The organism is Mycoplasma sp. P36-A1 (genome assembly GCF_049478495.1).
Taxonomy (GTDB): domain Bacteria; phylum Bacillota_I; class Bacilli_A; order JAJDGJ01; family JAJDGJ01; genus P36-A1.
In genome coordinates this window covers 521,668-535,625 of the sequence record NZ_CP168083.1, presented here as the reverse complement: position 1 = coordinate 535,625, position 13,958 = coordinate 521,668, and the positions used below count along the sequence as shown (strand labels likewise).

Annotated in this window: 15 protein-coding genes; 4 read left to right on the top strand and 11 right to left on the bottom strand. The window is 26.5% G+C overall.

What is annotated here, in order from left to right; genetic code table 4:
• Window positions 1–37: 37 nt before the first annotated feature.
• Window positions 38–202, bottom strand: coding sequence for a hypothetical protein (locus ACD762_RS02390; protein WP_423364266.1), 165 nt, complete (start codon window positions 200–202; stop codon window positions 38–40).
• 1,337 nt (window positions 203–1,539) lie between these two features.
• Between ACD762_RS02390 and ACD762_RS02385 the strand changes: the two genes are divergently transcribed.
• Both ACD762_RS02385 and ACD762_RS02380 read left to right on the top strand, forming a co-directional pair.
• Window positions 1,540–1,710: a hypothetical protein gene (locus ACD762_RS02385; RefSeq protein WP_423364265.1), complete on the top strand. Its 171-nt coding sequence runs from the start codon at window positions 1,540–1,542 to the stop codon at window positions 1,708–1,710.
• A 12-nt stretch (window positions 1,711–1,722) separates the two neighbouring features.
• Window positions 1,723–2,259, top strand: a complete 537-nt coding sequence (locus ACD762_RS02380) for a hypothetical protein (RefSeq protein WP_423364264.1) — start codon at window positions 1,723–1,725, stop codon at window positions 2,257–2,259.
• Between the two features lie 215 nt (window positions 2,260–2,474).
• Here the strand turns inward: ACD762_RS02380 and ACD762_RS02375 are convergent, their stop codons facing one another.
• Entirely contained in the window at window positions 2,475–2,789 is a 315-nt protein-coding gene (locus ACD762_RS02375; RefSeq protein ID WP_423364263.1) for a hypothetical protein, read from the bottom strand.
• A 107-nt stretch (window positions 2,790–2,896) separates the two neighbouring features.
• Window positions 2,897–3,115, bottom strand: a complete 219-nt coding sequence (locus tag ACD762_RS02370) for a hypothetical protein (protein ID WP_423364262.1) — start codon at window positions 3,113–3,115, stop codon at window positions 2,897–2,899.
• A gap of 291 nt (window positions 3,116–3,406) precedes the next feature.
• Here ACD762_RS02370 and ACD762_RS02365 point away from each other — a divergent pair, with 291 nt between their 5' ends.
• Together ACD762_RS02365 and ACD762_RS02360 are read left to right on the top strand one after the other, a co-directional pair.
• Window positions 3,407–3,955 (top strand): cysteine hydrolase family protein, encoded by a 549-nt coding sequence (locus ACD762_RS02365; protein WP_423364261.1) that lies wholly within the window; start codon window positions 3,407–3,409, stop codon window positions 3,953–3,955.
• A 415-nt stretch (window positions 3,956–4,370) separates the two neighbouring features.
• On the top strand, window positions 4,371–6,863 hold the full coding sequence (locus ACD762_RS02360) for a vitamin B12-dependent ribonucleotide reductase (protein WP_423364260.1): 2,493 nt from the start codon (window positions 4,371–4,373) through the stop codon (window positions 6,861–6,863).
• 504 nt (window positions 6,864–7,367) lie between these two features.
• Here the strand turns inward: ACD762_RS02360 and ACD762_RS02355 are convergent.
• The 8 genes from ACD762_RS02355 to ACD762_RS02320 all read right to left on the bottom strand — a co-directional run bounded on the left by ACD762_RS02355 (window position 7,368) and on the right by ACD762_RS02320 (window position 13,957).
• On the bottom strand, window positions 7,368–7,817 hold the full coding sequence (locus ACD762_RS02355; protein ID WP_423364259.1) for a GNAT family N-acetyltransferase: 450 nt from the start codon (window positions 7,815–7,817) through the stop codon (window positions 7,368–7,370).
• Between the two features lie 19 nt (window positions 7,818–7,836).
• Complete coding sequence (locus tag ACD762_RS02350; protein WP_423364258.1) at window positions 7,837–8,592, bottom strand: hypothetical protein; 756 nt, start codon at window positions 8,590–8,592, stop codon at window positions 7,837–7,839.
• A gap of 33 nt (window positions 8,593–8,625) precedes the next feature.
• Window positions 8,626–9,273 carry a fructose-6-phosphate aldolase gene (gene fsa, locus ACD762_RS02345; protein ID WP_423364257.1) on the bottom strand — a complete coding sequence of 216 codons (648 nt, stop codon included), beginning with the start codon at window positions 9,271–9,273 and terminating at the stop codon, window positions 8,626–8,628.
• 63 nt (window positions 9,274–9,336) lie between these two features.
• The gene (locus tag ACD762_RS02340) at window positions 9,337–10,185 is read right to left on the bottom strand and encodes a DegV family protein (RefSeq protein WP_423364256.1); all 849 of its coding nucleotides are present in this window, start codon (window positions 10,183–10,185) and stop codon (window positions 9,337–9,339) included.
• Window positions 10,175–11,185 carry a helix-turn-helix domain-containing protein gene (locus ACD762_RS02335; RefSeq protein WP_423364255.1) on the bottom strand — a complete coding sequence of 337 codons (1,011 nt, stop codon included), beginning with the start codon at window positions 11,183–11,185 and terminating at the stop codon, window positions 10,175–10,177. The genes ACD762_RS02340 and ACD762_RS02335 overlap by 11 nt, the downstream gene beginning before the upstream one ends.
• Before the next feature lie 70 nt (window positions 11,186–11,255).
• Window positions 11,256–12,521 carry an AAA family ATPase gene (locus ACD762_RS02330; protein ID WP_423364254.1) on the bottom strand — a complete coding sequence of 422 codons (1,266 nt, stop codon included), beginning with the start codon at window positions 12,519–12,521 and terminating at the stop codon, window positions 11,256–11,258.
• 1 nt (window position 12,522) lies between these two features.
• Window positions 12,523–13,362 carry a YitT family protein gene (locus tag ACD762_RS02325; protein WP_423364253.1) on the bottom strand — a complete coding sequence of 280 codons (840 nt, stop codon included), beginning with the start codon at window positions 13,360–13,362 and terminating at the stop codon, window positions 12,523–12,525.
• Between the two features lie 40 nt (window positions 13,363–13,402).
• On the bottom strand, window positions 13,403–13,957 hold the full coding sequence (locus ACD762_RS02320; RefSeq protein WP_423364251.1) for a hypothetical protein: 555 nt from the start codon (window positions 13,955–13,957) through the stop codon (window positions 13,403–13,405).
• Window position 13,958: the final 1 nt, after the last annotated feature.

Sequence of the window (13,958 nt, the reverse complement as noted above, 5' to 3'; positions counted from 1 at the left end):
GCTATTTCTCCATACTCTGTGACGTTCATTGCTTCAATTAGTCTTTTTGAACTATCAGGTTTGTATCATTTAGATTAGCTTTTTTATCTATCACTATTAATGCTCGATCTATTTGTTTATTTCGTATTGATCTTTGATATAACTTAAACTTTGGACTATAACTTACTATTATTCTTTGTTCTAGTTTATTTTCTGTTTCCACTTATCTTTATAAAACACTGAATTAATATACTCTTCATCATTTATTTCATCTAAATCAAATATTTTATCTGATCCGGTTAATTTACAACCAGCTTTTTTCTAAACACCAATCTTTTATATGTATCTTAGTTTTCTTGATTGATTGAGTTACTATATAAGACCTGTCATTAATACTATTGAATACTCTGTTTTCTTTAGAATGTCCATATTGTTTAAGACGTCCTCTTTTTCTATTTCAAAAAAGTAATTAGTACAATCATAATATAAGACATCTGTATTTCTATCAATGACTTTAAGGTTGTTCTTATATACTTGTGATTGAATTTATTCTTTATTATCAGCAAGAACACTCAATGAGTGATATAAATTATGAAGTTTATAAGCAGGTTGTTCTATAAAGCTTTGAGAATATGTAAAAGAACTACTTTTAGAACAGGGATTAAGTATTCTAGAATATATTAAAGTTAATAGAATATTTGATAAATCGTAAGAATAGTCATTTTTCTTATTTATATTTTCGCATATTTTATCTAGTTTAAATTGATGATATATTTTTTAAAGGAAAAGATAGCCACCATTAAATAGCAGTTTCTCGTTAATTTTTAATTGCTCTTTAGGATCTAAACTAATTATTACTTTTTTTAAGTTTTCATTATCTTGTCCAGTAAGCTTTCTAGCATATAAATCAGCCCAATCAAGTGCTTGTTGATTAGTAAAATTATTATTTTTTTATAATCTTTTCTATAGAGCCTAATTTTTCAACAACATATGAAGAATTTTTTCCATTCTCAAATGTTGATTTTCTTACAAACGATTTTGTAATAACATACCAAAATGCATATGAGCCATTAGAAGCTCTAATAACCAAAATTACTGATTTATTTGAAAATAAAATTTGATTATCAAGTAATACGAGTTGAGTGTTTTTTTATTTAGCTACAATACACTTTGCGTAGTTTATAAAGCATAGAATTTATGTTATTAATATTATAATAAAGTGTTATTTATATATGATTGTTTTCACACTATGTTTACAATGTATATATTAAATGATATTATAGTTATATAAATTTAATTTAAAGGAGAATTAAAATAAAAAATTATTGTATTATTAACAGTATTTATGATTGGAATAATTACAGCACCACTATCGACTCAATAAATTAAAATAGAACCAAGGGTAGAATCAATTTTTAATTGTAATAATTGGGCTAATTATTCTAAATATAAAACTTATAAAAATGCAACAATGAGTGGATGGCATCCACAATTAAGTAGAACTTGGGAAAAAGTAAGTAGATATTTTTTTCTAATTCTAAAACAAGTGTTTTTGTATCAGTGTCTAATTCTTCAACTAGTAGATGGTTTATTAGTGCAAATAAGAAAAAATATTCTAAAGTTAAATTTTCTAATAAAGGAACGTTAACTAAATGGAGACATAATAATGGATGTCCAGTAAAAAACAAATTTAGTATTACACATGAAAATTATTATCCAGTATATAAATAAGGAAAGATAACAATGAAAAAAATAATTAGTTTTTTAGTAGTTTTAATTTTTGTTATTGGTTGTAGTAATAAAAATAGTACAACTATAAATTATGAGAAAATAACAAATGATGAAGGTAAACAATCAATTTTAAATAATAATTTAGTATTTGATAAATTCCAAATAAAAAACATTAAAGATTTTGAAATTTATTTTATACATTTTTTAGATGGAAAAGAAATACGAAAATATGATTTAATTCATGATGAAAATAAAGATGAATCTATAAATTTAGACGTAATGTACTCTATTTCAAACTCACAGGATAGTGAACAAAAAAAAATAATTAGTTTTATGGAAGGCGCTTCAGTTTATTATGATAATATTATCTTAAAAAGTAAAACAAAAGATATAAAAACTTTAAAAATTGACAATATAGAATTATCAAATAAAGATTTAAATATATTAGGTGGCTTTTATTTAGATAATAAAAATAATATAAATAATCCAATGGAATTTAAAGATATGACTAAAGATGAAGCGTTATTATTAGTTTTAAAATTAAAATAATAAAAATATAGCTTATAAAAATAAGCAAATACTTTAAGCAAAGTAATAGAACGACCAATTCTATTACTGAGACAATTAGATAAAAAGGACCTATCTAAAACTCCGACACTACTTTTTCAAAATAGTAGTGTTTTTATCTATAAGAATTTGGAATTTGAAAACCATTATATTTTTCTTCATCTTCAATTTTTTTATTATCTAATGATAATTTACATTTATCTGCTACTTCTTCATACTTCTATGACGTTCTTTGCTTCAATTAATCTTTTTGAACTATTAGGATTTCTATCAATGACTTTAAGGCTGTTCTTATATACTTGTGCTTGAATATATTCTTTATTATCAGCAAGAACACTCAATGAGCGATATAAATCATGAATTTTATAAGTAGATTGTTCTATAAAGCTTTGAGAATATGTAAAAGAACTACTTTTAGAACAGGGATTAAATATTCTAGAATATATTAAAGTTAATAGAATATTTGATAAATCATAAGAATAATCATTTTTCTTATTAATATTTTCGCACATTTTATCTAGTTTTAATTGATGATATATTTTTTGAAGGAAAAGATAGCCACAATTAAATAGCAGTTTCTTGTTAATTTTTAATTGCTCTTTATGATCTAAGCTGATTATTACTTTTTTGAGTTTTCATTATCTTGTTCAGTAAGCTTTTTAGAATATGAAGCAGCCCAATCAAGTGCTTGTTGATTAGTAAAATTATTATTTTTCATAATCTTTTCTATAGAACCTAATTTTTCAATAACATATGAAGAATTTTTTCCATTCTCAAATGTTGATTTTATTACATAAAGATAAGTATATTTATCTGATTTAACTTTGCTAATTCTCATAGAAACACATCCTTTTACACATTATGCTACATTTACGTATGTTTATGTAATAGTTAAATTGTAAATTTGACATAAAAAAACGATACTTATGCATCTAAATAGTTGTAATATGAATATTAGCTGTCAAACTCTTGTGTAATGCTAAGGACTCCATTATTATAATCTTCTTTTTTACTAATCATTAGGTATTTTTAGCATAATATCGCTAATTTTGCTAAAAAATAATTAAACTCTTGTCTTGTAGAATATATGTAGTAAAATAAGATATAAATATAAGATGGGAGTATTAATATGAAACTTAATTCAAATAATGATTTACTTGTAATAATAGATATGATTAATGGCTTTACTTATGAAGGTGCTTTTGCTTCTTCAAATGTTTGTAAAATAATTCCTAAGATGACTGAATTTGTAAAAGAAATGATTGATAACAATATAGAAGTTGTTCATTACACTGATCAACATATTTCTAATGCTACTGAATTTAGTACTTATCCAATTCATTGTATTAAAGGCAACAATGAATCTCTACCAATTGATGCTTTGAACTTTAAAGAAATTAGTATTATTCCTAAAAACAGTACTAATGGTTTTTTTGCTAAAAACCCTTTTGATTATAAAAAGAATATCTATATCATTGGTTGTGTTAGTGATATTTGTGTTTTTGAATTTGCTTTATCTGCACAAAAATATAAAGAAGAGAAAGAATTAACTTATACAGTTAATGTTATTTCTGATCTTGTTGCAACTTTTGATGCACCTAATCATGATGCTAAGATAGTTCATGAAGAATATATGAATAATTTAAAAAATCGTGGGGTCAACATTATTAGTTTATAACAATTGATTTTTTAATAATTTAGATATTCTATGCACTTAATAATTCTTATTTATAGATTAATAAGTTATGTTTTACATCAATAATACTTATATAATATAAAAAACTTATTAAAGACTTTTTTGTATGTTGCTTGCACAAATATATCACATATGTAAATCATTGTGCACACATAGTTTTTTTCTGGTGTTATAAAGCGATTATTTATAAAGATATATGTTGAAATAATGAACTTTATAACTTGTTTATTGCTATAAAAAAAGGTATAATAATTTATAATTTTAAGATGTATTTTTACATCTTAAAAACAGTATTATTTTTAGAAATAAAAGTGTATAATAATATGATGTGATATTATGTATTTAAGAATTATATTCACTGCTAAAATAATACATTTTTTATAGAAAGAGGGATAAAATGTACAATAATGATACTATTAAAAACCTGAACAACACAATTCGAGAAGATTTTGTTCATCTATTTCCAATAGAATCTGATTATAATAAATCACTAGAGGGTGTTTCTCGACTTGTTATGCTTGATAGATATTCACAAAAGGATAATAGTCTTAAAACTCTTAGAGTTAATGATCTAGTTATTGTTGTGTTAGAGTTTGATCCTAAATTTCCTGCTAGAGGGATTGGATATGTTAAAAAAATAGAAGATGATAATGTTACAGTTGAAGTTTTAGATGATTATGTAAATCAAATAAAAGATGAAACTGAATTTAATACAAAGACAGTAATTCGTAAAAAGAATGAAATTGAAAAACCTTTAGAGATTTATTATGAGCAAATTGCAAAAAGAATTGCTGTTGCTTTAGCTAAAGAAGAAAAATCAAAAGAGTTATCAGAAGAATATGCTGACAAGTTTTTTGAACAGTTAAAAGACTTTAATTTAGTACCTGCTGGTAGAGTATTATATGGTGCTGGTAGTGGTTCTAATGTTACTTATTTTAATTGCTTTGTAATGCCTTTTATCGAAGATTCTCGTGGTGGTATTTCTGATCATCGTAAAGAGGTTATGGAAATAATGTCTCGTGGTGGTGGTGTTGGAACAAATGGTTCTACACTAAGACCTAAACACACTATTGCTAAAGATGTTGGCGGTAAATCTAGTGGTTCTGTAAGCTGGCTACATGACTTATCTAACTTAACTCATTTAGTTGAACAAGGTGGTTCTCGTCGTGGAGCTCAAATGATTATGTTATCTGATTGGCATCCTGATATTATTGAGTTTATTGTATCTAAAATGCAAAATCCTAAAATTTTAGAATGGCTTTTAGAAAACTCTGATGATGAAGATATTAGAAAATTTGCAAAACAAAAACTTAAATTTGTTGCTTTGTCTAATGAAGATAAAACAATGTATGAACAAATTGCTAACAGTCATGATTGCTTACCAAAAGAACTTGTTGATAAAGCTAATGAAAAGCTTTTGGCTGGTGGTCATTATGAAGTTGAAAATAAAGAATTTTTAACAGGTGCTAATATATCTGTAACTATTTCTAAAGAATTTATGGCTGCTATTGAAAGAGATGGCGATTTTCAATTAAGATTTCCTGATTTAGATAAATTAAATGCTGAACAAAAGGCTTTTTATGATACTAAATGGAAGGATATGGGTGATGTTAGAGAATGGGCTGAATTAGGATATCCTGTAAAAGTTTATAAAACTATTAAAGCTAAGGAGTTATGGAACTTAATTTGTTTCTGTTCTACTTACTCTGCTGAGCCAGGAATATTCTTTATTGATAATGCTAATGATATGACTAATGCTAAAGCATACAATCAAAAAGTTGTTGCTACTAATCCTTGTGGTGAACAACCTTTAGCACCATATTCTGTTTGTAATTTATCTGCTTTAAACCTTGCAAACTTTATTGATAAAGAAACTAGACAATTAAAATTGAAAGAACTTAAAAATGCTGTAGAACTTTCAATTAGAATGCAAGATAATATTATAGATAATACTCCTTACTTTTTAGAAGCTAATAAAGAACAAGCAACTGGAGAAAGAAGAATTGGATTAGGTGTCATGGGTCTTCATGATTTACTTCTTTATGCTGGCTTAAGATATGGTTCTGTTGAAGCTAATAAAATAGTTGATGAGTTATTTGAAAACATTGCAACTTTTGCTTATAAGGCCTCTATTGAGCTTGCAAAAGAAAAAGGTAGTTTCCCTTTCTTAAATGATCGTGAAGCTTTTATAAACACTGGATTCATGAAAAAAATGCCACAAGATATTAGAAATGATATTTTAAAATATGGTATTAGAAATTCTCACTTATTAACAATAGCACCTACTGGTTCTACTGGAACTATGGTTGGTGTTTCTACTGGACTAGAACCTTATTTTTCATTTAAGTTTTACCGTTCTGGTAGACTAGGTAAGTTTATTGAAGTTGATGCTGCTATTGTTCAAGATTGGTTAATTCACCATCCTGAGTATACATCTAATAATCTACCTGATTATTTTGTTGGTTCTATGGATTTAACTCCTGAAGAACATGCTGATACTCAATGTATCATTCAAAGATGGATTGATTCTTCTATCTCTAAGACAGTTAATGCTCCTAAGGGATATAGTGTTTCTCAAGTTCAAAAAATATATGAAAGACTTTATAAAGGTGGAGCTAAAGGTGGAACTGTTTATGTTGATGGTTCTCGTGATACTCAAGTTCTTTCTTTAACTAAAGAAGAAACTATTGTAGAACAATTGTCTTTATCTGATGAATTTAAAACTCCAAAAAACAAAGAGAAAACTGAGTTACGTTCTGATAGACAAGATCGTAATATTGGAACTGAAGTTGGCGATATTTGTCCAATATGCCTTGAAGGTACTGTTGAGGATGTTGGTGGTTGCAATACTTGTACTAATTGCAATGCTCAACTTAAATGCGGTTTATAATAATAACAAAAAGACTAGAACTAATAATTATTAGTTCTAGTCTTTTTAAAAATCAATATAAAAGTGCAATATCAAATTAGCTTTGAGTATTGCACTTTTTTGTATATATCTAAAATTAAAAAAAGAATTAGACAATATGATATTAAATTGTCGTTTAAAAAGGAATGAATAGTAAGTAATCATTATATTTATATTATTATAAGTTACTCACCTTTTGATTCATAAATAAAATTATTATTAACATCTCCTTTCATAAGAATTACTATTGATATAAAGCAGTTTAAACATTAATAGTAATTATTCACTTATTTAGTTGATTGATATTTTCCAAATACGTATTTGTTACCACTATGATAATACTTATATTGTTTTTTGTAAATATACTTAACTATTTTTTAAAAATAATTGTAGACTTTTTTAACAATATCTATACACTGATGCAATTAAATAATAATATAAAAAAAAAGCAAAATTAATTGCTTTTATTATTATTTATCAGATCTATTAATCTCTAATCATTTTTATTGTTGGTATTAATAATCCATATTCATTAACTTTTGATTTTTCAATTGGTCTGAAACCTAAGTTTGAGTAAAAGTTATAAAATGGTTCATCAGTTTCTTCTACTAGGACCATGTTGGCTTCATCATTTACTAAAACATGTTTAGCAAGCTCTTCTTGAATACCTTGTTTTTGAAGTTTTGGTAAGACATACAATCCTAATATTCTTTGCTTATTTAATAGAATAAAACCCTTTATTTCATTTGTATCATTTCTAGCAACATAAACTTTTGAAGCTTTAAATTCTCTTGCAAATAATCCTTGATCCATTTTAAATTGATTTTCATTTAAAAAATCTCTAACATGTTTAACATCTTTTTCCCATACTTGAAATATTTGTTGGATGTCTAATTCAGTTGGACTTTCTAACAGTGTAATATTTAAGTTTGACATTATTTTTCCTCCTATTGTACTAATCCATTTTTAGCAAGTTTCTTTTATCAGCAGTGAAATCCTTTGTAACTTTAGGTATATTTAATAATGTAACCAAACCTGAATCCATTACTAAAAATCCGTGTATTGTTCCTTCAAAGGCGATATATGATTCATCATCATAATTACCTGTTTTAATAAAATGCTTAGCTTCTGGATTCATATGTTTCTTAAAGAAATCTTCTTTTTTAGGAGTAAACAGTTTCGGTTTTTGTGGATGAAACAATCCAAATGTCTTAAACCTTAAAGTTCTTATTTCTTTATCTCTTTTGTTATATGCATTTAATCTTTGTCTTAATATACGATCATTAGGAATACTTTCCATACAATCAGCTATAAATGTTCTAAATTCATTTTTAAATGGATAAGCTATTACATATCTATTGTTTCCTTTTTTAAAATCTGCATAAAAGCTTTCTACTTTTTTCATTTCTAAGAAAAAATTAAAAGCAAAAACAAATACAACTGCTAGTACCATATATAATATTCTATTACCATGAACTACAAAGGCATATACTGCACTAAGTATCGCTACTACTGCAACTATTAATAGTATAATACTTTTCACATAAAATAATCCAATAAAATGCGCAAAATCCTTTATATCTTTTATGTTGTCTAGTATTTTCTTTGTTTTTTGAAGATTGTAGTAATCTTCTCTTTCCATACTTACATGACACACTGGACATAATCTTTGAATTTGTGGCATTACTGCATCACAATTATAACATTTCATAAATTTACCTCATATAGCAAAAATGCTTGAGAATTACTTCTCAAAAGCATTTTTCCAATCTTTTTCAAAATTTTCTAATCCTTTTGTTGTTAGTGGATGATTAAACATTTCTTTAAATACTTTTGTAGGTATTGTTGCAATGTCTGCACCTGCTAGTGCACATCTAGTAACATGTATTGGATTTCTTATACTTGCAGCTATTATTTCTGTTTGTATATTGTGTAATGTGAAAATATCACTAACTTCTTCAATTAAGTTTATTCCATCTTGTCCTATATCATCTAATCTTCCCACAAATGGAGAAACAAAAGCAGCATTTGCTCTAGCAGCCATCAATGCTTGATTGGCACTAAAAATCAATGTTACATTTACTTTAATTCCTTCTTTTGCAAGTTGAGAACAAGCAGTTAATCCTTCTGGTGTAATTGGAACTTTAATTACAATATTTGGATGGATTAAGGCAAGTTGTTTACCTTCTTCTATCATTCCATGTGCATCAGTTGAAACAACCTCTGCTGATATTGGACCATCAACTATTTGTGTTATTTCTTTTACAACAGTTTTAAAGTCTTTACCTTCTTTTGCTATTAATGATGGGTTTGTTGTAACCCCACATATAAATCCTAGTTTAGATATTTCTTTTATGTCTTCTAAATTAGCAGTATCAATGAAAAATTTCATTATATGCACCTCCGCTATTATTATATCCTATCATTGTTTCTAATGCTATGTATTATTTTAAGTTTACCAATCTTTTTTTGTGAAGTGGGCTGCATAAGATCCTGCACCTGAGTGTGCACCTAATGTTGGTGGAAAAGGCATATATTCAACTTCAATATTTGGATAAACATCCTTTATTCTTTTTTCTAATTCTTTAGCTTTATCTAGCACATTTGCATGAGCTATATATACTCTTGAATTCTGTTCTGTGAAATTCATGTTTTGAGCATCATCTACTATTTCTTTTAAAAGTTTAGCCTCTGATCTTGAAATAGAAAATTTATCCATTAAACCATCAGTTTTAAGTGTTAATGCTAGTTTTAGTTTTATCATAGTAAATATTGATGCTGCCATATTTGAAAAACGACCACTTTTTCTCAGTTGTTTAGTATCTCTTACTACAACATATAGTTTAGAGTTATATTTCAATGACTTAGAATACTCTACTATTTCTTCAACTGTTTTATTTTCTTCAATCATCTTATTAACATTTAAAGCTAGTGTTCTAGAAGCTCCTACTCCAGTTGCAATATCTACAACAGTAATTTTTTCCTCTGAAACTTCTCTTGCTGCAAGTTTTCCAGCATTATATGTACCTGATAATTGTTCAGGTAAAGTGAAGTAGATAATATGATCATATTCAGTCAGTATATTTTCAAACAAGGCAATTGTATCGGCAACATTTGGTTGAGAAGTACTAACCTCAATGCCTTCATCTAATTTTTCATAAAATGTTTTGTAATCAATATCGACCATATCTTTATAACTTTCATTGTTGATAACGATAATAAAAGGTGTAATACCTACATTAAACTTTTCAGCCTCTTCTGGTGTGTACATTATTGTACTGTCAAATACTATCTTAATTTTCATCGATAAACTCCTCCACTGTTTCTATTATTATTGTTGCTAGTTGTCTTGTTTCAATACTTCCATCTAAATTTACATACCCTTTTTTTAGATTCTTAGCTAGCTTTGTATTTTTTTGTAATTGTATTTTATCATTACGTTCATCATCTTTAAATGTAACATTTAATACTAAATCAAATAATTTTAAATATGTTGTTGCATTTATTAAAGCATTATTTGTATCTGATAAAGCAGTATCATCTGCAAAGTAAATAAATTCATTTCCTACAAAATATAAACGATTATTTTGTCTTTGTTTACTTATTTGTTCTATTATATGGACCTGATTACTTAAAAATGTTCCACTCTGAGTATTAAAATCTTTAAATATCGCAAAATCATCTATTGCATAATCAGTTGTTAACTTTAAAACGTTTAATAAAATACTTAGTTTACTTTGATTATTAGAAATTAATAAAACTGATTTGTTTTTCAATCTTTTAATTCTAAGATATTCTTTTTCCTCTAAGTTAATATCGGTAAACTCTTTTAAGTTAAACTCTTCAAATTCATTGTTAAAGGTATAAAAACTTGTATAACCTGATTTACTAATAACTTTTTTCAAGTCTGATTCTGTCACTATATCTATTTTAGTATTTGAAAAGTTCAAGTAATCATAAAATCTATTTAATGATTTTTTTACATCTTTAATTTTTGCTTTATCTTTAACTAAAATATAGATATCACTAGTAGAAGCAATATTGTGTGATGCGATATAGACATATTTTTCAATTGATATTGTGTCTACATTCACTAGATATGCCTTTTTTTCAAAACTTTCTTGTAATGTTGGTAGATTTAAGGCATGATGTATTGCATTAATCTTTGTGCTACCAGGTTCATTAATTTTATTATTTATCAATCTTGATAAATACCCTTTTGATACATTAACTTGTTTAGCTAATTCTGAGATACTTTTATTTTCTTTTTCTAAAGCATCTTTTATATATTGATAATTATTCATGTCATCACCTGTTTATTATAATAAACGTTTTTATGCAATTAGTCAATGTATTATTTACTATAGGAAACGATTATTTTATGTTCAGTTTTTTCTTTAGCTCTTCTAAATCACTACTTCTATCTATTTTATTTAGGTAATCGTTAATTGTTTTAAGATGTTTTTCATAATTTGATTTATTATTAGGTTCATAAAATTTCTTATTTTTTATTTCATTTGGAAGGTATTGAATGAGGTGTTTATTTTCATATGGAATTGCATAATAGTTTAGCTTATCTTTTATGTTCATTGGCGTTTGTTTCATATAATCATTAAAACTAAAATTTATTGATGATGCTAATTCTATTGCTTTATCTAAGGCTACATAAGCTTTATTTGATTTTGAGCTTAAAGCTAAATCAACCACACAAAAAGCTAGTGGAATTTTAGCTTCTGGAAAGCCAACCATTCTTGCTACTTTTAAGGCATTTAGCACTCGATCTACTACCTCTGGATTTGCAAGGCCTACATCTTCATAAGCCATTATACTTAATCTTCTTTCAATTATATCTAAATCCTGTGCTAAAACTAGTATTGCTAAGTAAAATAGTGCTGCATTTACATCGCTTCCTCTGACACTTTTTTGTAATGATGATATGGTATCGTAATAATAGTCTTCATTTTTATCTATTTTAACATTGATGTTTAAATTTTCTAAAAGTTTATCTATAGGTTGGTCTTTTTCATATATTATTGTTAATAGTTCTAGTTGGTTGATAGCATGTCTTATATCCATATTAGAAACTGATGCAATCTTACTAATTATTTGTTGCTTTTCTTCTATATCTTTTAGTTCTGTTTCATCAATTATTTTTTCTAAAAACATTTTCATATCTTCAATTGATATACCTTTTACTTCTAGTAATATTACTCTTGATCTTAATGCTTTGTTTACTGAATGATATGGATTTGAATTTGTTAATCCTATTAAAGTTATTAGACCACTTTCAACAACTGGAAGTAGTATATCTTGTTTATCTTTATTCAATCGATGTATTTCATCTATTATTAAAATAAAATTACTGCTCAATCTAGATCTTGTAATGGCATTTTCTAAATCTTTTTTAGTTATATTTGTAGCATTAAGTTCTAAGAAATCACTTTTACTTGTATTTACAATAATTCTTGCTATAGTTGTTTTTCCAACTCCAGCTGCGCCATACAAAATCATTGATAGTAGTTTATTCTTTTCTAACATTTTACTTATTATGCCATTATTTCCAACTAAGTGCTCTTGTCCAATTACATCCTCTAATTTTGTTGGTCTGATACTATTAGCTAACATACTGTTTTTTTCCATCTTATTCCACCACTGATCGATAACTAAAACCTTCACCCTGTACACTATTAGCATTTTGTACTATTACAAATGCTTTAGGATCTTTTTCTTTAATTATATGTTGAATTTTATCTAAATCACGATCATTACACACTATCATGCTTATGTCTCTTGATTCTTGGGTATACCCACCATATGCTTTTAATCTTGTAACTCCTCTTCCTGTAATATCCATAGAGGTTTTTTCAATATCTAATTGCTTGGTTGATATTATATATATTACTTTTTTTCGAGATATTCCATTTGATATTGTTTCCATTATCACAGATGTTAGTAATATAACTAGTACTGCATACATAAAACTTTCTATACCAAATGCATAACCAGAAATACCTACAATTACAGCATCTGTTGCAAAAAGTCCTATTGAAGTTGGAATACCAAAATATTTTTTGAAAATAAGTGGTGGAATTGTTGTTCCTCCACTAGAAGCATTATTACGATATAGTATATCTACTCCTACTGCTGTTAACAGTGCTCCCATAAATACTGACAATAAGATATCATCACTTAATGTTAATTCTGGTATTATTGCCATGTAAGCTGGAACTAACATTGTTCCAAAAGCTGTTTTTAGTAAAAATGCTTTACCTAGTAAGATAGCACCAATTATTAAAAGAGCTGTGTTTAAAATAAATGTCGTAATAGACATGTTTATATTAAATACTCTTTCTACTATTAAAGATAATCCACCTATTCCTCCTGCAGCAATATCATGAGGTGCAAAAAACATCTTAATAGCAACTACTATTAATAATACCCCAATTAATATTCCACTATATTGTTTAATTATATTTTTCATAAATGCCTCCCTTATATTAAAAATAAGCTGTGTTAACAGCTTATTCTAATTCTTTTATATATTGTTCTGCAGTTGCAGATGTATTTTTAAATACTGTTGCTTTACCATCTTTAATTCTGATCAAAGCTAATTCTTTACTTATTTTTATATCCTTTGGTGCTTGTGGTAAACTTGATGCATTTGTAACATCTTTTGTTAAAGATGAGTTATCAAATGTAGTACTGTCAACTGTATATACTGGTAACTTTGTAATTCCAGCTGCCATATTACTTGTTTGTTCTGCAGTACCAAATAAAACTACATATTCTTTATCTACTCTATTATAAGTTTCACCTACTAAGATATCTTGTGGATTGTAGTCAGCAGCTGTATATTCTACATCACCTTTTAAAGCACTGTCACTTAGTTTATACGTTCCTGAATTACCACCCATATATGGAACAATCATAGATGCAACCATTATTATAACTACTACCGCTACAATTGCAGTAATAATTCTTTTCTTTGTTTTTTCATCACTAAAGTCCATTTTTAGACCCGCTTTTGAGTTACGTGCCTTATTTGCAGTTTTTTTCATATTTTTATTAGAGGCCATA